Raw genomic sequence first — 21,688 nt, 5'->3', positions numbered from 1 at the left:
TATTTCGGAGCGGCGGCCCGCCCGCCGTTCCACCCCCCTAACCAGCCCGGATACCGGGACAGGCACGAGGACATGCGCTGATGCTGGATGCAGCACAAACCACTGACGTGCAGGCGGAAACCCTGCTTGAGGTCAACAATATCGAGGTGATCTACAACCACGTCATCCTCGTGCTCAAGGGCGTCAGCCTGACAGTTCCCAAGGGCGGTATCACGGCGCTATTGGGTGGCAACGGTGCTGGCAAGACAACTACGCTCAAGGCGGTCTCGAACCTGCTTCATTCAGAGCGCGGCGAGGTCACCAAAGGCACCATCAAGTATCGCGGTCAGAGTGTGCATGAAAGCGATCCGGCCGATCTGGTGGAAAAGGGTGTCATTCAAGTGATGGAGGGTCGTCATTGCTTCGAACACCTGACGGTCGAGGAAAACCTGCTGACCGGTGCCTATACCCGCAAGGATGGCAAAGCAGCGATCCAGCAGGATCTTGAGCTGGTCTACAACTACTTCCCGCGCCTTAGGGAGCGTCGCCGCTCGCAGGCGGGTTACACCTCGGGTGGTGAACAGCAGATGGTTGCGATGGGTCGCGCATTGATGTCGCGCCCCGAAACGATCCTGCTGGACGAGCCTTCGATGGGTCTGGCGCCACAGTTGGTCGAAGAGATCTTTGGCATTGTGAAAGATCTGAACGAACAGGAAGGCGTGTCTTTCCTGCTGGCTGAACAGAACACCAATGTGGCTCTGAGGTTCGCACATTACGGCTATATTCTGGAATCCGGCCGGGTGGTGATGGATGGCCCTGCCGCCGAGCTGCGCGAGAACCCCGACGTGAAAGAATTCTACCTGGGAATGTCCGAAGAGGGGCGTAAGAGTTTCCGCGACGTGCGTTCATACCGCCGCCGCAAGAGGTGGCTGTGAGCGGATGGAGGATCTGGCGATGACCTATTTCGACGCACTCGAAACCCGAACCGCAGATCAGCGTGCTGCCGATCAGGCACAGGCATTGCGCATTCAGATCGAAAGGGCGAAATCCGCACCCGGCTTTGCAACCCATTTTGCGGGGGTGGATACCGATGCAGTCACCTCGGTGGCCGATCTGCCGAAATTGCCTGTATTGCGGAAGTCCGATCTGACCAAAGCGCAGGCAACGCGCCCACCGTTTGGTGGCTTTACCGTGAAGCCAGCGCGGCATTTCCACCATGTGTTTCAATCCCCGGGTCCGATCTATGAGCCAGGCAGTACGGATCACGACTGGTGGCGGATGGGACGGTTTGTTCATGCGGCAGGCGTGGGGCCGGGCGATATCGTGCAGAACTGCTTTGGATATCACCTGACACCAGCTGGCATGATCTTTGAAAACGGCGCGCGAGCGGTGGGAGCCGCCGTTCTGCCCGCCGGAACCGGACAGACTGAACTGCAGGTCACGGCTGCCCGTGATATTGGCTGCACCGCTTATGCGGGTACGCCAGATTATCTGAAGGTAATTCTGGATAAAGCCGACGAGATGGGCGTAACGCTCAGCTTTTCAAAGGCAATCGTGGGCGGCGGGGCGCTGTTCCCCAGTCTGCGACAGGACTATGCCGAAAGGGGAATCTCCTGTCTTCAATGCTACGCGACCGCTGATCTGGGCAACATCGCTTATGAAAGCGCCGCGATGGAGGGGATGATCATCGACGAACATGTGATCGTTGAGATCGTCACTCCGGGCACCGGGACGCCGGTGGCGGAAGGTGAGGTGGGTGAGGTTGTGGTGACCTCCCTGAATCCCGACTATCCGCTGATCCGTTTCGCCACCGGCGATCTGTCCGCCATCATGCCGGGTGTGTCACCCTGCGGTCGAACCAATATTCGGATCAAAGGTTGGATGGGGCGCGCCGATCAGACCACCAAGATCAAAGGTATGTTTGTTCGTCCTGAGCAGGTAGCCGCGCTGGTCGACAAGCATGACGAGATCGTCAAGGCTCGCGTCATTGCCGCGCGTCAGGGCGAAATGGATACGATGACCGTTCAGATCGAAAGCGCGGGCGGCGACGATATGGTATACGCCAAATCAGTGGTCGAAGTGCTGAAACTCAAAGGCGCGATCGAGGTCGTGGAACCCGGAACACTGCCAAAGGACGGTTTGGTGATCGAGGATCAGCGCGTCTACGAATGATTGGCTATGTCTGGGGGCGGAGAAAGTCCGCCCCAGTCAAGTTGCGACAGCCAGTGTTTCACCGCTTGGATGGCGTGCAAATGTGATTGATGTTTGTGAGACAGCAACCAGACCGGGCGCTTGGGCAAGTCCTGACCGCCCGCTGCCTTGATTCTTCGCAATCGGACATCGGTTTTACAGGCGGCAATCGGTAACAGGCTTTGACCCAACCCATTTGCAACAGCTTCGATTGCAGTATTCAGATCCGCCACCTTCAGACCCGAGGCTGACTTGAGGTCGGACTGTCCAAGCATCCAGTTCGCTTGCTCGAGATGTGCATGAGACGGCTCATACATAATCCATCTGCTCTGAGCGTCGGTTTGGAGTGACTTGGCAGCGCTTTGGTACAATCCGAATTCCAGCCAGCCGATCCGTTGCGCCAGGATATCTGATCCTCCGGTTTTTGGCGGCCCCAGACGTAGCGCCAGATCCGCCTCACGAGTGGTCAGACTCAGATTTCGGCTCTCGGGGATTAGCTCAATGGTGATTGCAGGGTGAATGTTCTGGAACCCGACAAAGGCCTGCGTAAGTATTCGATCAGTGACAACGGGCACTGCTGTAAGGCGCACAGTTCCTGTAATCATGTCGCGATCGGCGCCAAGGATCTCAGTCATTTGGCGGGTTTCGGTTTCCATGCGCAGCGCGTGCGTTACCAGTTTTTGACCTAATTCCGTCAGGCGTTGTCGCCCGGTATTGTCACGGAGCAAGAGATGTGTGGACAGAGATGCTTCCAGCCTGCGAATCCTCCGCGCGATCGTGGTTTCATCCTGACCTAGTTCGCGTGAGGCGGCGGCAAAACTGCCCTGACGATAGAGTGCGATCAGATAGCGAAGATCATCCCAGTTCATATCCTGCATTTTTGCAGGATAGATTGGCAGTCATGTGCATTCAACCGGCAGAACAGCGGGTGCAGACTGTGTACGTCTACACTGGAGAAAGAGCATGACACATATCATCCTGTTCAAGGATAATCCCTCAGCGGATCCGGGCCTTCGTCAGACACACATGGCCAGCCATCTGGATTTCCTGCAGGCCAACCGGGATCGGATTGCAGGCGCCGGGCCACTCTTCAAAACTGCCGGAGAAAGTGCCGGAGGATTGTGGCTGGTCAATGAAGCCAATCCGAATGAAGTAGAGCGGATGATCCGTGAAGATCCGTTCTGGCCCACCGGTTTACGACTGTCCCATCAAGTTTTGCGCTGGAATGTCGTCTTTGCCAATCCTGGGCAACTCAGGACTCAAGATGGTTCCTGAGACGTATTGGCGCTGGAAATTCTGACGAAATTGGTCGAATAAGGCTGAGCAAGGCGCTTGCGCCAAAGTGAACCGGAAGCATGGCCCAGATCGATTATTCAGAAAACGGATCGCGCAATCGCGGCGCTCGGGGTACCCGGTTGTTGGGCGCGCTTGCCTATCTGGTTGCAGCCGCGTGCCTGTTGCCGATGGTTGCCGTCGTGCTTGCGGCGGTGACGGGTGGTACCGACACCGTCTCGCATTTGTTGGCAACAGTTATGCCCCGCTATGCGCTGACGACGGTAATTCTTGTTGTGCTGGTTGCGGCAGGCACATTTGCCATCGGTGTTGGCGCGGCGTGGCTGGTGACGATGACACGTTTTCCCGGTGTTCGCTTTCTGGAAATTGCACTGGTATTGCCTCTGGCCTTTCCCGCGTACGTGCTTGCCTACGCCTATACGTTCATTCTCGATCATCCGGGCATTGTTCAAACCACGCTTAGACAAGTTATGGGCTGGGGGCCGCGCGACTATTGGTTCCCTGAAATCCGCTCGACCGAGGGTGCGGCAGTTATGTTGATCCTCGTCCTTTACCCCTATGTCTATCTGTTGGCCCGTGCCGCTTTTTTGCAGCAAAGCGCGACAGCATTCTTGGCTGCGCGAGCGCTGGGCAACAACCCGTGGCAGGCGTTCCGCCGCGTCTCGCTGCCCATGGCACGGCCGGCTATTGCAGGTGGTGTTTTGTTGGCGGTGATGGAGACCATCGCAGATTTCGGAACCGTGTCATATTTCGGCGTTCAGACCTTTGCCACCGGTATCTATACCAGCTGGTTTTCGATGGCGGATCGCGCCGCTGCAGCACAGCTTGCCCTTTGCCTTTTGGGTTTTGCACTGGTCATGGCTGTGTCCGAGAGAATGCAGCGTGGCAAAGCAAAGTACTATCAAACCGGCAAGCAGCACGCGTCCCAACCCGCAGTGCACCTGAAGGGATTGAAGGCCGTATTCGCGTTTGTGTTATGCGTGATGCCGGTATTGCTCGGGTTTCTGTTGCCAGTAGTTATTCTGATTGAAATGGGTTTGGAATCCGAACAGAATCTGCTGTCAAAGCGCTATCTCGGCTTCATCAGAAACTCACTCACCCTTGCGGGCACGGCTGCAGTGGTCACCGTATGCGCCGCAATCTGCATTGGTTTCTTTCAACGACTCAGGCCAGGAAAAGGGTCATCCGCAGCGGCTTACATCGCCCGATTGGGATACGCTGTACCCGGCGGTGTGATCGCTGTTGGATTAATGGTGCCATTCGCGAGCTTCGACAATGCGCTCGATGCCTGGATGCGGGCCACGTTCGATATCTCGACCGGTTTGTTGGTCACTGGTTCAATCTGGCTGCTTGTGGCTGCCTATATGGTGCGGTTTCTGGCAGCAGCTCTCAGCGCGTACGAAGGTGGTCAGAGCACTGTGCATGCAAACATGGATGCGGCGGCGCGCTCTTTGGGGCAATCACCCTTGGGAACGCTGCGAAGGATTCACCTGCCAATCCTCACACCATCATTGCTGACAGCACTGCTGATTGTCTTTGTCGACGTGATGAAGGAACTGCCCGCGACCTTGATCATGCGGCCCTTCAACTTTGATACACTGGCCGTACAGGCCTACCGTTTGGCGTCGGATGAAAGGCTTGAAGGGGCTGCCGTTCCCTCACTGGTTATTCTTGCCGTTGGTCTGTTGCCGGTCATCCTGATTTGCCGTCAGGTTGGACGCAGGTAACAAGGGCAGGCGCTTCAAAAATGCCACACCAATTTGTGACAGGCTTGATTTAAGCGCGGTTTCCGGCAAGGCTGACAGTATGAACATGCAGCCTCCCAGCCGGTTTTCTGCAAGTCCGGCACAGATGCCGGTCGCGTTCGACAGACGCGAAATGTCCCTAATCCTATCCGTATATGGCCGAATGGTAGCCGCCGGAGAATGGCGAGACTACGGTATCTCGAACCTACGTGATCTGGCAGTCTTTTCGATCTTTCGCCGCACTGCCGAGCACCCGATCTATCGCGTGGAAAAGCACCCGCGCCTGCGACTGAAACAGGGCATGTATTCGGTCGTGGGGATGGATGGACGTATCCTCAAGCGCGGGCATGATTTGCGGTCGGTTCTGCGCGTGCTGGAGCGCAAGCTGATCCGTTCCGTAGACCTTGATTAAAGCCTTTTGTGGGAAGTAACAGGCCCGTCGCCTTGGGAAATGATCCGGGCAATGGCCTTATCCATGGGCTCAAAGGCTACGGCCATGTGATACGCATTGGCGTGAAGCAGCAGGTTTTCCCCAGCAACCCACGCCACGTGGCCTTTCCAGAACAACAAATCTCCGCGTTTTGCAGGTGTGCTTTCGGGTAAATCTTCGCCTAGCGCACGTTCCTGATCACCACTGTCGCCCGGACAGGCAATGCCGCAGGCCAGCAGACCAGCCTGTACCAAACCTGAACAATCTACGCCAAACCGACTGTTCCCACCCCAAAGATAAGGGGTGCCAAGAAACAGCTCAGCCACCGCGACCGGATCGGTCATCTGCGATCCGTCAGAGGCAAGATGCACCTTGGGAATGAAGCCAAGATCTGTTTCCACGAAACGTTCTGTTTCGGACAATGCCCGTACCTTGCTGCCGAAACTCAATGAGGCCCGATCCGGAGTTTTCATATCAGCTTTGAGATAGGCATGCGTCGCCGGAGCTTTGACGTAATGCGTGGCCGGTTCCGGCGTTCCCAACACCTCACTGGCGATCCAGCCAGAGTAATCATCTTTGTCAGAGGTAACACGGCTCCAACGATCCGATGTCTCGGTGATCGTCACCGTATCGCCATACAGAAGTTGCCGATCCCTTGGACCATTCGGATCGTAGAGAAGATCGACAACGGGTCTGATCACGCGTTGCATTGTCATAGGCCGAGCATCTCGGGCAATGCGGTCAGCAGCGCGCGCGGGCCTTGACCCAAACCACCCTTGCTGCGCCCGGGTTCCTTGCTGCGCTGCCACGAGTAGATATCGAAATGCATGTACCGGCTGTCACCGGCAAACCGACGCAGGAACAGGGCTGCGGTAATCGATCCGGCGAACCCGCCTGATGGGGCATTGTCCAGATCGGCAATACCGGGTTCAATCAAGGTCTCGTATGGTTCGTGAAACGGCATCCGCCATACCGGGTCAGCCACATGCCGGGAGGCGCGAGTCAGTGCATCTGCGGCCCCATCATCATCCGTGTAAAATGGTGCAAGGTCGGCCCCAACAGCAACTCGCGCCGCACCGGTCAGCGTCGCCATCGAGATCACCAGATCCGGGCTTCCTTCATCTGCCAGTGTCAGAGCATCCGCCAAAACCAGACGCCCTTCGGCATCAGTGTTGTTAATCTCAACTGTCAGGCCCCTTCGGGATGTCAGGATATCCCCGGGGCGGAACGCATTTCCTGCGACCGAGTTTTCAACAGCTGGGATCAGCACCCTCAGTTGCAGCGGTAAGTTAAGCGCCATGATCATGCGGGCGAGCCCCAGCACATTCGCGGCCCCGCCCATGTCTTTTTTCATCAAGCCCATAGCGGCGGCAGGTTTCAGATCCAGCCCACCTGTATCGAAACAGACGCCTTTGCCCACAAGCGTCAGTTTAGGTCCGGAAGATCCCCAGTTCATCTCGATCAGGCGTGGTGCCTGTTCTGCCGCGCGGCCCACTGCGTGGATCATCGGAAAGTTCCAGTCCAGCAACGCGTCTCCAACAATCACTTTGCAAGAAGCGCCAAACTCTTTGGCCAGAGCCTGAGCAGACGCTTGCAGCTGGTCCGGCCCCATATCCGAGGCAGGGGTGTTGACCAGATCACGGGTCAGCACTTCGGCATTGGCCATTGCCTCGATACGCGCGGCGTCAATTTCATTGGGCGCAATCAGCGCCGCGCTTGCAGAAGATTGCGAGGCATAGCGATCAAACGCATAACCGGTCATCAGCCAGCCAAAACACTCCATCGCCAGTGCTTCGACCGGAACACCCGATGCAATTCGGTAGGTTCCCTTTGGCAAAGCCTCTGCCGCCGCTGCCAGAGGAAACCGTTTGCGCACACGTTTGGCTTTGGTCCCATATCCAGCCAATGCAAACTCTGGTGCGCCATCCGCAGCCGGAATTAGCAAAACCTGACCCAGAGCACCGGAAAATTCATTGGTGGTGACCCAGGATTGAATCTGGGCAGGCTGACCCTGCAGCCAGTCCTCGAAATCGTCTTTTGCGATGACATGCAGGGGCAGGACCGGTTCGTTGGGCGAAGCAAAGGACAGAGTCATGGTTGTCTCGACTGTTTGGATTTGCGCCCAGACTAGCTGCCCATTATCCGCCCGCAACCCCTGTCAGACCGAAAGATCCTGCTGATCCCAAACAGCGGTCAGCGATCCTTCGCCAACACGGATCAGGCGGTTGAGTGTTGCACCTGTCGCAACCGCATCCCCCGCATCCACATTGTGCGCCACATCCCCGGCCACCCGGGCGAGTGCTGTCATTCCGACCTGTTCGGAAATTGCCACCAGCGATTTTGAGCATTTTCGCAATCCGGCCCAATCCCTTTGACGCCAGAAGCGTTCGCAATTTGAAAGACGCACAGCCAGCTCTTCGATGGTTCGGCATAATACGTCCACCGCATTGGTATCACCCAGTTGACGATACAACCCAGCCAAACGATCCGAATCCAGCCGTACGGATTCCTTGTGTTCAATCGTGATAATCTTATCCACCACATTCATCCCAATCTTTCCGCCCCCACGGCGTGGTATGAACCTGTCACAAAATATCTTTGCAAAACCTTGCGTTGGCTTTGGATAATATCTCGAATTTTTGGAGAATTCGGGCTACAGAACCAGACAACGCAGGTATAGGTGCGCGCGCTTGAACCATGCGAAGCAAAATGGTTGCGCGCTACCACGCTTGAAACCAAGGGCAGCTTTTCAAGCTGTACCCCTTGTTTTGAAATACACTTGCTGCCAATTACCATGAGATTGACGGCGGACAGGAAGGGATAGGAACATGCCGATAACCACTGATGAACTGGTTGCTGCCCGCAATGCCTGGGGCGAAGGGCTGATCGCCATTTCAAAAGCCTTTGAAGAAGGCGGTATCGATGCGGCCCGTCCTGTTGCAGAAGGTGTTCTGGACGCGGCCTACGGATATAATCTGGGATCGGTCCTGTTTAAGCCAACTCTGGCCTCTGGTGACCAGACTTTTCGTCCGACCAAGCATGGCGCACTTGCCTATTTTGTAGGCCATGACGACGAGTATCCGCTTGATGGCGGTTTCGGAATCAAAGGCTGGCGTGAGATGGAAAGCGTGACTTCTGCTTCCTTTGTCGAAGGCGATGTCGGCATGTGGATGGGTAAGGTCATTCTTACAGACAAGAATGGCGACGTGACTCAGGTCGACAAGAGCTTTGGGTACAAGAAAGACTCCGATGGTGTGCTGCGTATCGTGCTGCACCACTCATCGTTGCCCTATCAACCGTAACTCTGACATTGAAACCAATACGGGCGGCCTGAAGCGGGCATCTGACGGTTTTTGAATGGCGCGGATCAGGTCTCTGATTTTGCGCCATTTTTTGTTATGATCGGCGCAGAGCTTTTTGGATCAGGAGCGCGTCATGCGATTCATTAAACGTATTATTGTCACTCTGCTTGTTCTTATTCTGATTTTGGTCGGCGTGTCGTATCTGCTGCCCGACAAGGCCGAAGTGTCCCGAAGTATCACGATTGATGCGCCTGCCAGTAAGATATTTCCGTATGTAAATTCGATGCAGGAGACCGAAAAATGGTCGCCCTGGTTGTCGCGCGATCCCGAGACCAAGTTGGCCTACACCGGACCGGACGCAGGTGTGGGAAACACGCTGACCTGGAGTTCGGAACATCCACAGGTGGGAAGTGGAATGCAGGAGATCGTTGAAAGCGTCGAAAACCAGACCGTCAAAACCGCGCTTGATTTTGGTGACATGGGAACTGCAGCTGCGTCCTTTACCCTGCAGCCTGAGGGCGATCAGACCAAAGTGACATGGGGCTTCGAATCCGATCTGGGCATGAACCCGATGATGCGCTGGATGGGTATGATGATGGATGAGTGGGTTGGTTCCGACTACGAGCGTGGTTTGTCCAATCTGAAGACTGTTGTCGAAGGGCAGGGGTGATCGAAAGAGGTGTCTCTTTTTTGTAGGCTGCTAAAGTCGAAGCCAAAGACGACATCGCTTTGGATGTGTTTTGTCAGCCTATCGTCCAGTCAACTCAAGTACGCAGCGTGAGTTTAATCAGTTTCACAAGGAATGAGCGGTAGATCGCGCAGTTTTGCGTATCCGCACGCGTAGATTCTGGTCAATGAAAACTACAGTCTGAAATGAGCAGACCAACTTGTGTTGAAGTGTGTTTCGTTAAACGGTAGTGGGAGGGCAATTTTTCAGCCGACGCCAAGGAGACATCGATGCAGGAACACGTACGGGAAGTCCCCGAACAATCGAGTTCGTCGGTCCAAACGCGCTACGGCCAATTCTATATTCCGAACGGGGTCGACACGATATCAGACTCGCTGCGCCTGTATGGTGAATGGGCTCAATCGGAACTGGATATTCTTTGCGACTTCATGAGTGACGGAGATACGGCCGTCGATGGTGGAGCATGTTATGGTACGCATGCGCGCGCATTTTCGCACAGCGTTGGTCCAGACGGCAAAGTCATCAGCTTTGAACCTTTTTCTGAGAACCGTCAGATTTTGCAATTGAATGCAGATGCCTCTCCGGTGCGCAACATTGATGTGAGGGCAACGGCTCTGGGTGCTCAACCGGGCACGGGGCAGGTTGTCGAAACGTTTGAGGATAATGCCGGCGGCACCAGAGTAACAGCCTGCGAAACAGGTGGTACGCTTACGATGGTGCGCCTTGATGATGAGGTGCAGGGGAAAGTTTCATTTATTAAACTTGACCTTGAGGGCGCTGAGCTGGACGCATTGAAAGGCGCAACCAGAATACTGTCGAAGGACCGGCCCGTTGTGTTTTGTGAAGTGCTGGACGTATCCAGCGGAGCACAGATACACCAGTACATGTCCGAGCAAGGGTATGTTTGCTATGGTCTGAACACGCCGGCGTTTCAATCTGACAACTTCAACGGTTCGAGCGAAGATATCTTCTATGGCGGGACCGAGTGCGGCCTGCTTTTCCTGCCGGCAGACAAGCTTGAGGCGTTTTCAGACCGCGTTGAAAAGCACCTCCTGCCCGAGATCAAAACACTGGATGATCTGGCTTTATTGCTTTTGCAGCAACCGCAGTATTGCCGCACGACGCTTGTGAGCCAGCGTGCAGCAGCCATCCTGGAGGTTCCCAAGGCGCAATATGACACTGCTCGACAGGAATTGGAGTTTGAACAAAAGACCCGAGATCTTGAGCAAAAACTGCGAGACCTTGAGCAGGAAAATCTGGACAACAAGAAAGAAGCTTCTGACCAAGTGGCGGCGCTTCAGGCGAGAATTCAATCCACAGCTTCGGAACTGACACCATTTTTGGAGCAATGGAAAGAAGAAAGAGAGTATACGACCCGCTTGGCCAAACGCGTCCGAAAGCTGCCTTTTGCATTGTATTTCAGGACAAGTTCCAAGCATCGTCGCGGCACCAGGAAGTTGGTGAAATCGACTGTTTGGCCGCAGGACGCGCTGGCAAAGCTGGCGGAGCTGCAAGGGCAACTGAGCAGCGCCCCTTCTTCTGCCGCCGGGCTCCCGACCCCGTCCGCAGGTCACCGGGCAAAGGTCATCAATGCGATTGCTTCGACCAGTTCCGAACCGCTTCTGGCACCCTTGCCCGAGCTCATCGAACCTGTGCTTGATGCGCCCAAAATTGCAAGCAAGCTGGCTGAGGGTCGCGATCGGGTTGTTCTTGGCATAGGTCACGACAATTACCGCGAAGTGACTGGTGGCACTCAGATCTGTATTCAAATTGAAGCGGACCGCGCCAATGATGCCGGGCTGGACTATCTGAACATTCATCCTGTCCGGACCTGTAACGCATTGCTGCCCGATGCTGAAACAGAGACTTCGGTCTTTCGTTTGGTCCTGAATGGCGAATGTATCGGGGTCGCACGTTATGATGAATTGATCGCAGCAACCTCGGACCGGGTCGCGGCTGGTCAGAAATTCAGTTCTGTCATCCACCATCTGCAGGGCCACTCACCCGAAGTGATCGCGCAACTTGTTGAGGCAAGTAGTGATGGAAAAGCACACTTTTGGCTGCATGATTTCTTTGCTGCCTGCCAAAGCTATACACTGATGCGAAACAACCTCAGCTACTGTAGTGCCCCGGACATCGACACGCAGGGATGTACGATTTGCATGTACGGCAAAGGGCGTGCCGACCACATGCTACGTTTTCGGGACTTTTTCGAACGTATCGAAGTCACCGCACTGGCGCCATCGCAGGTCGCAGCAGACATTTGGGTCAAGGCATGTGGCTATAGATTGCAGGATCTGATTGTTCAGTCACATACTGTTCTTAAAAGCGAGCCGCGACCGCAACCCTTGCCAACAGTTGGGGATGGGACGCAGGGCGCAGTGAAAATAGCTTTCCTGGGTGCGCCGGTGGCCCACAAGGGATGGAACGATTTCAAAACATTGGTTGAGACCGAAGCCCGCAATCCAGGGTTGGAATTCCACTATTTTGGCAAGTCCGATGTAGATCTGGACGTTATTAAACACCAGGTAGATGCGACTGCCAACGAGATCCCGGATGCAATGACGCGGGCTCTTTCTGCAGCGGGTATCGACTTGGTGATTCACTTTGCGCTGTGGCCGGAAACATTTTCGTTGACGACGGCCGAGGCTCTGACAAGTTCGGCTTATGTTGTGACTCAGGGGCAATCTGGCAACGTTTCCCATCTGGTCAAATCGACTGGCCGTGGTGTTGTGTTGGACAGCAGCAAAGACCTGTTGGCCTGGGTCAGAAGTGATGCCTGCCAAAAGCTGGCTCAAAAGGCCCGCCAACGCCGCCGCGAGGAGGTGTTGTCATCCGAGTACAGCGACATGGCGATACCCCATCTTCAAATTATGAGCACAAAATGACAGTTCATGCATTTACAAGCTTTTCATTCAGTTATCTTAATCGGGCACGTGTTCTTGCCAGTTCGCTACGGCGCCAGCATCCGGATTGGGTCATCTGGGCGGTTCTGACGGATCATCCCCCAAAGGGGTTCGAGTATTCTATCGAGCATGAAGACTTCGATCGCCTGGTAACGGCTGATGAATTGTATGGCGAAACGACCGAACCCTGGTTATTTCGCCACGACATCGTAGAAGCCTGCACCGCTGTTAAAGGGCAAGCACTCAAGCATATTATGGATCAGCCCGGGGTTGAGAAGGTCGTCTATTTCGACCCGGATATCGCCGTGTTCTCAACAATGCAGCCTGTTGTCGATTTGCTGGATGACTGGTCGATCGTTCTTACCCCGCATCAAACCACACCAGACACCGAAGAAATGGCTGTGCGCGATAACGAGATCACGTCGTTGCATTACGGTACCTATAACCTTGGGTTCCTGGCCGTTCGCAATGATGAAGAAGCGCGTGCCTTTGCGGATTGGTGGACTGAACGTCTCAATACATGGTGCTATGACCGGCTGGATATCGGCGTGTTCGTGGATCAGAAGTGGTGCAACCTGATTCCCTGTTACTTCGATAACGTGAAGGTTCTGCGGGATCCGGGATACAATGTTGCCAGCTGGAACCTGAGCAAAAGGACGATGTCGGTTTCCCCCGAGGGAGGTCTTTTGATCAATGGCGTGCCACTGCGCTTCTATCATTTTACCAAGCTTGGGCCTGTTGGCTTCACAATGACCGAAAGGTACGCTGAGGGAAATTCTGAAGTTTATGAACTTTGGGCGTGGTATGAGCGTGAGGTCATACGCTTTACTGATCCTGCGATCCCAGCGGGTTGGTGGTATTACGGCGTTTTCCAGGATGGTACGAAGATTCCCAAAAAGGCACGGGAGCTGTACAGGGATAGCGAGGAACTGAGGACAAACTACCCTGATCCATTCAAAGACGGCTATCAGCGTTGGTTGGAGAAAAACACCGACCTGATGCGCCAGTGAATTTGTCCAAAGCTCCTGTTGGATACAACGATACCTGATTAAACCCTTAAACACCTCTCCCCAACGTGATGGTACCCCGATGACACTTCCACCTCGAAAGATTGTATATTCCGAAACACACGATGCGGACCTTGTAGATTATCCAATCCGGGATATCGATGAAGACGAACAGTTTATGGAATTGTTCCTCAAGTCTCGTGATTTCTCGATGACGGGTAAGGACGCGATGTTCGCGCTCTACAATGCGTGCAAATATGTGCATTCGGCGGGAATTGCCGGTGACTTTGTCGAATGCGGCACATGGATGGGCGGCAGTGCGATCCTTGCCGGTTTGACGTTCGAGGCACTTGGCAAACCGCGCGATCTTTGGCTCTACGATACCTACGAAGGAATGACTGCTCCGACCGAAGCAGATGTGGATGTCAATGGTGACAGCGCTTCGGCATTGATGGAGACGTTCGGCGACGAAACAGGCTGGTGCTATGCGTCGCTCGACCAGGTTTCGCAGAACTTCGGTGCAGCCGGCCTTTCAACGCAAAACGCGCGTTTTGTAAAAGGTGATGTGATGGAGACATTGAAGGATCAATTGCCCGAGCAAATCTCGGTCCTGCGCCTCGACACTGATTGGTACGAATCCACTCGGTTCGAACTTGATGTTCTTTACCCGCGGCTGGCACCGGGCGGGGTCCTGATCATCGACGATTATGGCCACTGGTCAGGCTCTCGCAAGGCGACGGACGAATACTTCTCGACAATTCGCGCGCCGATGCTGAACCGGGTGAACGATCAGGTCAGACTCTGCATCAAAATATAAGAACGAAGAAAGGGTATTCTCATGGTTGAATCAACCTTGGATCTCAGGACGCAGATCATACAGGCTGCAGAACAGCTTCCGTCCGAGGACGATCGTGCGAAGTTCTCGTTCATTCCAACGGTTATCGATCAATGGATGACCGAGGCGGGCGGGATTACCGGTAAAAAGATTCTGGATTTCGGGTGCGGCAGTGGTACCTCTGCCGCCGGAGCCGCGTTGTTGTTCGATGCCGAGGTTCACGGAGTCGACATTAACAATGAAGCAGAAGCCTGCGCTCCATTCTTGCAGAAGCATTTTGGTGTGGAAGTGCCCGACAGGCTGACCTTTCAGGAGATCGCTCCCGGGGAAACTCCGAACGATGGCCCATTCGACCTTATCTTTAGCTGGTCTGTCTTCGAGCATGTAAACAACCGGATTTATCCCTCCATACTTGAGGATCTCTACAATAGGCTAAAGCCGGGCGGGCATTTCTTTGTCCAGATTTCACCTTTGTATTTCGCGCCGGAGGGAAGCCACCTTTGGGCAATCGGCTACAACAGATGGGAACATCTCATCTCGCAGACCAGCGATGTACATGATGATGTGAACAACTCGGACCTTAGCGATCAGCACAAGAAGTTGCTGTTGGCCATGTTCGATACTCTGAACAGGATCACTGCTGACGATTTGCTGACCCGCTTTAAGGCAGCCGGATTTGAACTGATCCGCGAACAGCGTGATCAGGTAGATTTTGAGCCTCCGGAAGAATTGGTGCGGGCCTATCAGCGTGATGCTTTGAAAACATACCAAATTGTTGCGCTGTTTCAGAAGCCCCTCAGCTGAAAAGGCTTTGCCAGGGTGTCGACAGCTATTTGATTGAGCCGCCTGAACCCGTGGGGTTCCAGACCAGGTAATCGAGAGAGCAGGGGCGGCGAACCGCCCCTGCCTGACGTTTCAGGCGACAGTGTCAAACCCGAGATCGACTAGCTGGGTCAGCAAGGCGCCATCTTCCTCTAGAAGAGGGCTGTTTGCCTCAGCATCCAAATTGGACAGGTTCAGGTCTTCGGCCTGAATGCCCACCAAGGTGGTGACGTTGCCACCATTGCCCAGCACCTCGATCTCAAGATTTCCATCTACCTCGTGGATATCGATCTGATCGCCGGTCAGTGCGTTGAAATCAAAGCTATCTTCGTCAGGATCGAATCCTTTGATCCTGGTCTGAGTACCCCAATTCCAATTGATATCCACAGTATCTGCACCAGCGCCGAGAACGACATTTCCTACGGCGGGTGTTCCGGTTGAGCCACCACCTGAGCTGTCCTCGGAACCCGAGTCTGGGACAGCGTCTTCATCTTCGTAGATGCTGCCGGTCATATCCCCGGTGCGGGTTTGCGATCCGTCCGTGGTTGCGCCATTTGGGGCAGATGGAGTCAAGAGAACCGTACGATCGACCAAGGTCACGTCATTCTGATCAAACCCAAAGGGGGTCTCAAGATTATCCTCCATGACCTGATCAAAGTGGAATTCGACCATACCCGGGATCAGATCTGCTTTGGTGACACCGGTGAAGGTAAAGCTCTGACCACTTGGCAGGGATGAGATCACCAACCCCGCGTCGGTATCTTCAACGCTCAGGCGCTCGCGTGTGCCAAAGTAAAGAAAGCTGATCTTCATGGAGGTTGGATCAAAGTTGTCAATGACCTCGGACTGGCCGTATTCATGACTGCGGATGTAGACCGTATCACTTTCGCGCGGTCCAACGCCTTTCTCCCATGAAACGACGCCACCAAGATCCTGGCGCAGATGTTCGTTTCCGACGACGCCAAAGCTGCTGATATCTACATCCTGATACGTCACACCCTGTACGATCTGGGCAGCATCCGACCACGGGCTGTCGATCACAATCTCGCCTGCCTCAGACTTTGTCAGGATCATGCCATGCACCGAAGTGCCGCCAAAATCTAGCTGATCGGCAGCCGGATCAAAGCCGGTGATGTCATCGGCATTGCTATCTGCTTTGAACACCCGGCCACCCGCATCGGTGCTGCCAGTGACTTCAGCCGGGTTTGAGCCGTCTGTGTCATAAGTAAGCGTGTAGCCACCGATTGAGGGGGTCGATGCAACATGGCCAATCGCGCTGGAGATTTCGTTCAGGACGCCTTGATTGTCGATTGAAAAGTTCCCGATCTTCAGTTCATCAAGGCTGATGCCGGTCAGGACCGTTTGCGTCGTAACCCCATCCACAGTGATGCTGATCCGTACGGTCTGACCCAGTGCGTCCCCGGATTCTTCGAAAATCCTGAAATCGCTGGCGTCGACATCGGCATTGATTTCGATGACATCCCCCATATCGGGGTTGAATCCATCGATCACACGCGCCGGGCTGTCATAGCCGATGGTCACATGCATATGGGTGTGGCCATCACCGCCCCCATCGCCACCGGAATGTCCGCCACCGTGACCAGAACCGTTGTCATCATCACCAGAGATCAGATTTGCGAGCTCGTCACGGGTTGTGGAGTCCAGTGCATGAATGTTCGAAGCCTCGAGCGCGGCCAGCGTCACGCCCTGCAGGGTAATTGTCTGGTTGTTTGATGGCACTCTGATGACGACAGATCCATTCACTTCCGAGATTTCGAACGCATCTGCGCCGATCCAGTCAATGAAGATGGTATCAGTCGCCGGATCGAAGTCGGTCACGACCGTTTGCTGACCATAGTTCCATGTGACCACCACGTCGGCATTCTGCTTTGTGATACCGGGGTTGTTGAATGCGTCACCGGTCTCAGTGGGTGACGGATCCGGATCTGGTGTGGGCTCTGGGTTTGGATCAGGTGTTGGATCTGGATCAGGCGTCGGATCGGGGTCGGGCGTCGGATCTGGATCGGGCGCTGGATCAGGGTCTGGCGCGGTCGTACCGTCACCGATCAGGCTCAGGATCTCCTGCGCTGCAGTGCCGTCCAGTATGGTGAAGTTGCGCGCAGAAAGCTCGTCCAGAGTTACCCCGACCAGCGTCAGAGTTTGCTGATTTGATGGCACTGAAAACACGACCGAGCCATTCACTTCTGTAATGACAAGATCATTGGCTGAAATCCAGTCGACAAAGATCGTGCCATTTGCAGGATCGAAATCCGTGATCTCAGTGTTGGATCCGTAGGACCAGGTCAACACAACATCAGCGCTGTCCTTGTCTACATCAGCTGTGCCGCCCGATGATCCACCGGGGTTATTGCCTGAGCCACCGCCAGATCCGCCACTTGTATCATCACCTGGTGTACCAAGGCCTTCGTCGCCGGTTTTGCGATCTTCAAAAAAGGCGATCATGTCGCTGACCGAAGGGCTTTCAAATCCGCCAAACTGCCCGATGTATTGCAGGATCGAAGTGCCGTATTCGTCCGTGGATACGGCACCGCCAAGCAACAGATTCAATGTCCCGTAGGCACCCCGCAAATGAGCGGCGGCCATGATACCTGTGAGGGTGAGTTCAACGGTGACGGTTTCACCATTGCCATTGGTGTAGGTCGCCGTTGTGCCGAGAAAGTCGTCCAGGCTTTTGCCGGCGTTCTTGAGCCCGTCCTCAATGATCTGAAGGTTGAAGCCGAACGCTTCCTGAATGGCGACGGTCTGCGCCTCCTTCGTCATAAAGTCCTCGAGAGAGGTGACGCCGTTTTTTCCGGTCCAGGTTCCATCCCATTTGTTGGTTGATTCCCCGTTTCCGTAAAACTTGTCGTCGTCATAGTAACCCAGATCGATCAGCAACGCCTCGCCAAACTGGAAACCGACAAAACCCAACGAGTTTTGCGAGCGATAGGCCATCGACTCCCACTCGGAATCACTCAAATCGCCCCAACTGGTGTAATTGGGGAAGAACTTTGTCACTTCGCCGCCAGCCCAGGCATTCAGCTGCCAGTCCTGAATGACACCTGTTTCGTACCTCTCGCGGTCCCAACCCGATTCAAACGCCAGCAGCGCCGAGAGGAAATCGGTGAAAGTTCCTTTGGACATGATATTCTACCTCAACCTATGATTGCATTATCCACATGTGGAGATGACGTAGGTAACAAGAGAAGCACAAAATTCATGTCCCAATGTGGCCAATTCCTTTAGAATCTCCGCCATCGGCAATAAGTCGCGAAATTCGTGTTATTTTATAAGCAACATTCTGTCTGCTTTCGGGGTACGGCCTGTCCATCTTCGATAGGCTTGTGTAAAGCTGCTCTGGTCTGAAAAGCCGCAAAGATGCGCGGTCTCTGCCAATGAAAGGTGGGGATCGCTTAGGAATGCTTGTGCAAGCTTAAGTTGAGCGTCAGACACGATCTCCCTGAAACTTGTCCCTTCTTCCAGCAATCGGCGTGTCAATGTGCGTTCCGACAGTCCGAGCGCAGTGGCGGTTTCAGCCATTGATGGCCGTCCGGAAGCCATCCCATGCAACACATGCCGCCCAACCTTGTCTGTCAGTCTGGATACGGCCCGGGGATTCCGGCTGAGCAACACCTCTCCGTAGCTGGTAAGATGTCTAAGCAGATGTGCATCCGCATCTCGAATGGATAGCGCCAGCACCGACTTTGGGAATCGCAGATAGTTTGCGTCTTCTTCCAGACTTACGTGACACCCATATACAGCAGCCAGTTCCTTTGCGCCGTGTAGCCGGGCACCGGATATGCCAACCTGAGTGGCCAGACGATCGACCCCGGTGGCAACGCGCAACGCCCCAAGCAAGGTCCCCAATGAAAACTCGATGAGATGGGTGTTCAGCATCAAATGCGTTCCGATGCCATCAATAACGACATCCACGTGATCCTGCGTTTCGCGGATGTCGATCAGAGCCTGCGGACGTGAGACAGGCATAAATCGCTGCATGTGATGAAGTGCGTGATGCAATGTCGTTGAGTTGAACAGGATGTAGGTCAGCAGCGAACTGTTGCGTGGATCAAGCGCTATTCCGAATTCGGCCCCGGCAAAGGGGCGGCCAAGATGTGTCGCCAGAAATTCCAGCACAGTGTTTTCAGCACCGCGGGGGATGGCCGAACCGACATCGCGCAATGATTCAGGATCAAGCTGGGCGGCCGCTATTGCGTCGTCTTTATGTTCTGAAACATCCGGCAGATCGAAGATCGACCTCAGTAGATGATTTGGCACCTGATCCTGAGGGCTATGCTTGTTCATGTTGAATTTCGCTTTTTGGCCAAAGCAACAGGATCATTTTAGCTGTCATATTCACCGTCCCGACCATGTCAGGCGCAATGGTCGCGTTCTCTGTTTCTGCTAGGCAATCAATATTCTGAACGATAGTGAATATCGACAGTTTTCTCTCTAATATCAGCGCTATGCAGATACTGACTGCGGCGCTCCTGTTGCTGAAAGGTTTTTTGGGCCACGATGGCCTCAGGGGTTATTTCCAACCCTCGGCCGACCTGCTCTGGATGAAAATCGATCCGCTTCAGTGAATTTGTATCTGTGGCGGCACTCTGGTTTCGTTACAATCACTTCTCCCAATCGTGACGCATGTTGCCTTGGCTCTGTGCTAATAGCTGACTACCTCGATACCAAGGTGATTAGAGTACGGAGACTGAAATGGCGCATCGCTGGACCAATAAACTGACACATGCAGACGTCACCCCGAGGGCGGCGTTTCTGAACCGGCGGCAAGTTGTGGCCGGGCTGGCGGGTGTCGGGTTGGCGGCGGTTGCCAGACCATCAAGCGCTCAGGAAGCACTGGAGCCGAACACATGGGAAGAGATCACCACATACAATAACTACTATGAGTTCGGGACGGGTAAGGATGACCCTGCCAAATATGCAGGATCTCTGATCACCGAGCCGTGGAGCGTCAAGATCGACGGTCTTGTGGATCGGCCGGGTGACTATGACTTCAAAGACATCCTGTCCGAAATGACTATTGAAGAAAGGATCTATCGGTTCCGCTGTGTCGAGGCCTGGTCGATGGTGATTCCGTGGAACGGGTTTGAACTGTCCGATCTGCTCGCGATGGCGGGCGTTCAGGACGGTGCAAAATATGTGGCGTTCGAAACCGCCTATCGCCCCGATGAAATGCCGGGTGTCAGTTTCCCTGTTCTGGAATGGCCGTATCGCGAAGGCCTGCGTCTGGACGAGGCGATGCATCCCCTGACCATCATGGCCACCGGCATCTATGGTAAGACAATCCCCAACCAGAATGGTGCACCACTGCGCCTGGTGGTGCCGTGGAAATACGGTTTCAAATCGATTAAATCGATTGTCCGTATTACTCTTACGGATACGCAACCACCGACCAGCTGGAACATGTCCAACCCGCGTGAGTATGGGTTCTATAGTAATGTGAACCCGAACGTGAATCATCCGCGCTGGTCGCAGGCATCGGAACGTCGCATTGGCGGCGGTCTCTTTGCACGCCGCGAACCTACCCTGATGTTCAACGGATATGAAGAAGAGGTCGCTGGCCTCTATGAGGGTATGGATCTGGCGGAGAACTACTGAAGCGATGCAGACCGTGAACCAATTGCTGCGCCGCATTCCCGTATGGGCCGTGTATCTGTTAGGCGCTCTGCCCGCACCCTGGTTGTTCTATCTGGGGTTCACCGGCGGTCTCGGGGTCGAACCCATCGAAGCATTGGAACACGAGTTTGGCGAGTTGGCCTTGCAGCTTTTGATCCTCGGTCTGGCCATCTCGCCTTTGCGGCGCCATTTCGACCTGAACCTGATGAAGTTTCGCCGTGCGATCGGTGTTCTGACATTCTCATATGTCGCGCTGCATCTTCTGGTCTGGTTGGTTCTGGATGTTCAGGTGCCCAGCCAGATTTGGGCGGATATCGTTAAGCGTCCTTATATCACTGTCGGCATGGCGGCGTTCCTGCTCATGCTGCCGCTTGCGATTACTTCAAACAATTGGTCTGTGCGAAAGATGGGGCCAGCTTGGCGCAAGATGCATCGGCTGGTCTATCTTGCGGCGATCCTTGGCGGGTTGCATTACGTGATGCTGGCCAAGGGATTCCAGATCGAGCCGCTGATCTATCTGCTTGTCATTTTGGGGCTGCTGGCATTGCGGCTGCCGATTTCGAACCTGCTTATGCGATTCCGTCAGGTCGATTCCACCTGACTCGCGGGTGAGTCTTTTGGTGAGTCCGTGATTATAGCGTTCAGTTGTGGGATTCGTGCGGCCTGTCATCTCAATTTGGCGGTTTTGGGCTGTTAGTTGAATGGTTAAGTAATTGAATAATAGCGTACTTTCTTGAAAATGCCGTTTTTTTCAAGTTCTTTGAATTTTCCACTTGCGGCTTTTGTTGGTTATCCTTAGAACCCCCTTCACCGGCGCTGCTGAGGCGGTGCTGACGGGTCGGAGAGACGGCCTGACG

The 21,688-nt window shown here is 54.5% G+C and carries 20 protein-coding genes; 13 read left to right on the top strand and 7 right to left on the bottom strand.

Features of this window, described 5'->3' with window-relative positions:
* The first annotated feature begins 80 nt into the window (after positions 1–80).
* Positions 81–914, top strand: a complete 834-nt coding sequence (locus GOX61_RS17130; protein ID WP_170335683.1) for an ABC transporter ATP-binding protein — start codon at positions 81–83, stop codon at positions 912–914.
* Positions 915–933: 19 nt separating this feature from the next.
* The gene (locus GOX61_RS17125; protein ID WP_155144250.1) at positions 934–2,151 is read left to right on the top strand and encodes a phenylacetate--CoA ligase family protein; all 1,218 of its coding nucleotides are present in this window, start codon (positions 934–936) and stop codon (positions 2,149–2,151) included.
* Here the strand turns inward: GOX61_RS17125 and GOX61_RS17120 are convergent.
* Positions 2,142–3,047, bottom strand: a complete 906-nt coding sequence (locus tag GOX61_RS17120; RefSeq protein ID WP_170335681.1) for a LysR family transcriptional regulator — start codon at positions 3,045–3,047, stop codon at positions 2,142–2,144. The two genes, GOX61_RS17125 and GOX61_RS17120, sit on opposite strands and share 10 nt — an antisense overlap.
* A gap of 85 nt (positions 3,048–3,132) precedes the next feature.
* Here GOX61_RS17120 and GOX61_RS17115 point away from each other — a divergent pair, with 85 nt between their 5' ends.
* The 3 genes from GOX61_RS17115 to GOX61_RS17105 all read left to right on the top strand — a co-directional run bounded on the left by GOX61_RS17115 (position 3,133) and on the right by GOX61_RS17105 (position 5,619).
* On the top strand, positions 3,133–3,444 hold the full coding sequence (locus tag GOX61_RS17115; protein ID WP_155144252.1) for a YciI family protein: 312 nt from the start codon (positions 3,133–3,135) through the stop codon (positions 3,442–3,444).
* Between the two features lie 80 nt (positions 3,445–3,524).
* Entirely contained in the window at positions 3,525–5,189 is a 1,665-nt protein-coding gene (locus tag GOX61_RS17110; protein WP_170335679.1) for an ABC transporter permease, read from the top strand.
* A 79-nt stretch (positions 5,190–5,268) separates the two neighbouring features.
* Complete coding sequence (locus tag GOX61_RS17105; protein ID WP_155144256.1) at positions 5,269–5,619, top strand: DUF2794 domain-containing protein; 351 nt, start codon at positions 5,269–5,271, stop codon at positions 5,617–5,619.
* Here the strand turns inward: GOX61_RS17105 and GOX61_RS17100 are convergent.
* From GOX61_RS17100 to GOX61_RS17090, 3 genes are all read right to left on the bottom strand, one after another.
* Positions 5,616–6,353, bottom strand: coding sequence for a C40 family peptidase (locus GOX61_RS17100; protein WP_170335678.1), 738 nt, complete (start codon positions 6,351–6,353; stop codon positions 5,616–5,618). The two genes, GOX61_RS17105 and GOX61_RS17100, sit on opposite strands and share 4 nt — an antisense overlap.
* Positions 6,350–7,732 carry a leucyl aminopeptidase family protein gene (locus GOX61_RS17095; protein WP_170335676.1) on the bottom strand — a complete coding sequence of 461 codons (1,383 nt, stop codon included), beginning with the start codon at positions 7,730–7,732 and terminating at the stop codon, positions 6,350–6,352. The genes GOX61_RS17100 and GOX61_RS17095 overlap by 4 nt, the downstream gene beginning before the upstream one ends.
* 63 nt (positions 7,733–7,795) lie before the next feature.
* The gene (locus GOX61_RS17090) at positions 7,796–8,185 is read right to left on the bottom strand and encodes a hypothetical protein (protein ID WP_170335674.1); all 390 of its coding nucleotides are present in this window, start codon (positions 8,183–8,185) and stop codon (positions 7,796–7,798) included.
* Positions 8,186–8,465: 280 nt separating this feature from the next.
* Here GOX61_RS17090 and GOX61_RS17085 point away from each other — a divergent pair, with 280 nt between their 5' ends.
* The 6 genes from GOX61_RS17085 to GOX61_RS17060 all read left to right on the top strand — a co-directional run bounded on the left by GOX61_RS17085 (position 8,466) and on the right by GOX61_RS17060 (position 15,179).
* Positions 8,466–8,939 (top strand): phosphoribosyl-AMP cyclohydrolase, encoded by a 474-nt coding sequence (locus tag GOX61_RS17085; protein WP_170335672.1) that lies wholly within the window; start codon positions 8,466–8,468, stop codon positions 8,937–8,939.
* A 133-nt stretch (positions 8,940–9,072) separates the two neighbouring features.
* Positions 9,073–9,609, top strand: a complete 537-nt coding sequence (locus GOX61_RS17080; RefSeq protein WP_170335670.1) for an SRPBCC family protein — start codon at positions 9,073–9,075, stop codon at positions 9,607–9,609.
* A 287-nt stretch (positions 9,610–9,896) separates the two neighbouring features.
* Positions 9,897–12,515, top strand: coding sequence for an FkbM family methyltransferase (locus tag GOX61_RS17075; protein ID WP_170335668.1), 2,619 nt, complete (start codon positions 9,897–9,899; stop codon positions 12,513–12,515).
* Positions 12,512–13,543 carry a hypothetical protein gene (locus tag GOX61_RS17070; RefSeq protein ID WP_170335666.1) on the top strand — a complete coding sequence of 344 codons (1,032 nt, stop codon included), beginning with the start codon at positions 12,512–12,514 and terminating at the stop codon, positions 13,541–13,543. The genes GOX61_RS17075 and GOX61_RS17070 overlap by 4 nt, the downstream gene beginning before the upstream one ends.
* Before the next feature lie 79 nt (positions 13,544–13,622).
* On the top strand, positions 13,623–14,357 hold the full coding sequence (locus tag GOX61_RS17065) for a TylF/MycF/NovP-related O-methyltransferase (protein ID WP_170335664.1): 735 nt from the start codon (positions 13,623–13,625) through the stop codon (positions 14,355–14,357).
* Positions 14,358–14,378: 21 nt separating this feature from the next.
* The gene (locus tag GOX61_RS17060; RefSeq protein ID WP_170335662.1) at positions 14,379–15,179 is read left to right on the top strand and encodes an SAM-dependent methyltransferase; all 801 of its coding nucleotides are present in this window, start codon (positions 14,379–14,381) and stop codon (positions 15,177–15,179) included.
* Positions 15,180–15,290: 111 nt separating this feature from the next.
* Here GOX61_RS17060 and GOX61_RS22385 read toward each other — a convergent pair whose 3' ends face one another.
* Both GOX61_RS22385 and GOX61_RS17050 read right to left on the bottom strand, forming a co-directional pair.
* A complete protein-coding gene (locus tag GOX61_RS22385) occupies positions 15,291–18,341 on the bottom strand; it encodes a hypothetical protein (protein WP_217353905.1) in 3,051 nt (1,016 codons plus the stop codon).
* A 138-nt stretch (positions 18,342–18,479) separates the two neighbouring features.
* On the bottom strand, positions 18,480–19,502 hold the full coding sequence (locus GOX61_RS17050; RefSeq protein ID WP_170335660.1) for a helix-turn-helix transcriptional regulator: 1,023 nt from the start codon (positions 19,500–19,502) through the stop codon (positions 18,480–18,482).
* Positions 19,503–19,910: 408 nt separating this feature from the next.
* Here GOX61_RS17050 and msrP point away from each other — a divergent pair, with 408 nt between their 5' ends.
* Together msrP and msrQ are read left to right on the top strand one after the other, a co-directional pair.
* Positions 19,911–20,813 carry a protein-methionine-sulfoxide reductase catalytic subunit MsrP gene (msrP, locus tag GOX61_RS17045; protein WP_170335658.1) on the top strand — a complete coding sequence of 301 codons (903 nt, stop codon included), beginning with the start codon at positions 19,911–19,913 and terminating at the stop codon, positions 20,811–20,813.
* 4 nt (positions 20,814–20,817) lie between these two features.
* Positions 20,818–21,432, top strand: coding sequence for a protein-methionine-sulfoxide reductase heme-binding subunit MsrQ (gene msrQ / locus GOX61_RS17040; protein ID WP_170335656.1), 615 nt, complete (start codon positions 20,818–20,820; stop codon positions 21,430–21,432).
* Between the two features lie 70 nt (positions 21,433–21,502).
* Here msrQ and GOX61_RS22380 read toward each other — a convergent pair.
* The coding region (locus GOX61_RS22380) for a hypothetical protein (protein WP_217353904.1) at positions 21,503–21,688 on the bottom strand (186 nt) is incomplete at its 5' end.

Origin of the sequence: Ruegeria arenilitoris (genome assembly GCF_013030265.1) — a bacterium.
Lineage (GTDB): Bacteria > Pseudomonadota > Alphaproteobacteria > Rhodobacterales > Rhodobacteraceae > Ruegeria > Ruegeria arenilitoris_E.
This window is presented reverse-complemented; position numbering and strand designations above follow the sequence as displayed.

Excerpts from the sequence above, each read along its gene's own strand:
- GOX61_RS17060 (WP_170335662.1), top strand. The coding sequence starts at position 14,379 with ATGGTTGAATCAACCTTGGATCTCAGGACGCAGATCATACAGGCTGCA.
- GOX61_RS17085 (WP_170335672.1), top strand. The coding sequence starts at position 8,466 with ATGCCGATAACCACTGATGAACTGGTTGCTGCCCGCAATGCCTGGGGC.
- GOX61_RS17115 (WP_155144252.1), top strand. The coding sequence starts at position 3,133 with ATGACACATATCATCCTGTTCAAGGATAATCCCTCAGCGGATCCGGGC.
- GOX61_RS17130 (WP_170335683.1), top strand. The coding sequence starts at position 81 with ATGCTGGATGCAGCACAAACCACTGACGTGCAGGCGGAAACCCTGCTT.
- GOX61_RS17110 (WP_170335679.1), top strand. The coding sequence starts at position 3,525 with ATGGCCCAGATCGATTATTCAGAAAACGGATCGCGCAATCGCGGCGCT.
- GOX61_RS17100 (WP_170335678.1), bottom strand. The coding sequence starts at position 6,353 with ATGACAATGCAACGCGTGATCAGACCCGTTGTCGATCTTCTCTACGAT.
- msrP (WP_170335658.1), top strand. The coding sequence starts at position 19,911 with ATGGCGCATCGCTGGACCAATAAACTGACACATGCAGACGTCACCCCG.
- GOX61_RS17080 (WP_170335670.1), top strand. The coding sequence starts at position 9,073 with ATGCGATTCATTAAACGTATTATTGTCACTCTGCTTGTTCTTATTCTG.
- GOX61_RS17075 (WP_170335668.1), top strand. The coding sequence starts at position 9,897 with ATGCAGGAACACGTACGGGAAGTCCCCGAACAATCGAGTTCGTCGGTC.
- GOX61_RS17120 (WP_170335681.1), bottom strand. The coding sequence starts at position 3,047 with ATGCAGGATATGAACTGGGATGATCTTCGCTATCTGATCGCACTCTAT.
- GOX61_RS17105 (WP_155144256.1), top strand. The coding sequence starts at position 5,269 with ATGAACATGCAGCCTCCCAGCCGGTTTTCTGCAAGTCCGGCACAGATG.
- GOX61_RS17070 (WP_170335666.1), top strand. The coding sequence starts at position 12,512 with ATGACAGTTCATGCATTTACAAGCTTTTCATTCAGTTATCTTAATCGG.
- msrQ (WP_170335656.1), top strand. The coding sequence starts at position 20,818 with ATGCAGACCGTGAACCAATTGCTGCGCCGCATTCCCGTATGGGCCGTG.
- GOX61_RS17065 (WP_170335664.1), top strand. The coding sequence starts at position 13,623 with ATGACACTTCCACCTCGAAAGATTGTATATTCCGAAACACACGATGCG.
- GOX61_RS17125 (WP_155144250.1), top strand. The coding sequence starts at position 934 with ATGACCTATTTCGACGCACTCGAAACCCGAACCGCAGATCAGCGTGCT.
- GOX61_RS17090 (WP_170335674.1), bottom strand. The coding sequence starts at position 8,185 with ATGAATGTGGTGGATAAGATTATCACGATTGAACACAAGGAATCCGTA.
- GOX61_RS17050 (WP_170335660.1), bottom strand. The coding sequence starts at position 19,502 with ATGAACAAGCATAGCCCTCAGGATCAGGTGCCAAATCATCTACTGAGG.
- GOX61_RS22385 (WP_217353905.1), bottom strand. The coding sequence starts at position 18,341 with ATGTCCAAAGGAACTTTCACCGATTTCCTCTCGGCGCTGCTGGCGTTT.
- GOX61_RS17095 (WP_170335676.1), bottom strand. The coding sequence starts at position 7,732 with ATGACTCTGTCCTTTGCTTCGCCCAACGAACCGGTCCTGCCCCTGCAT.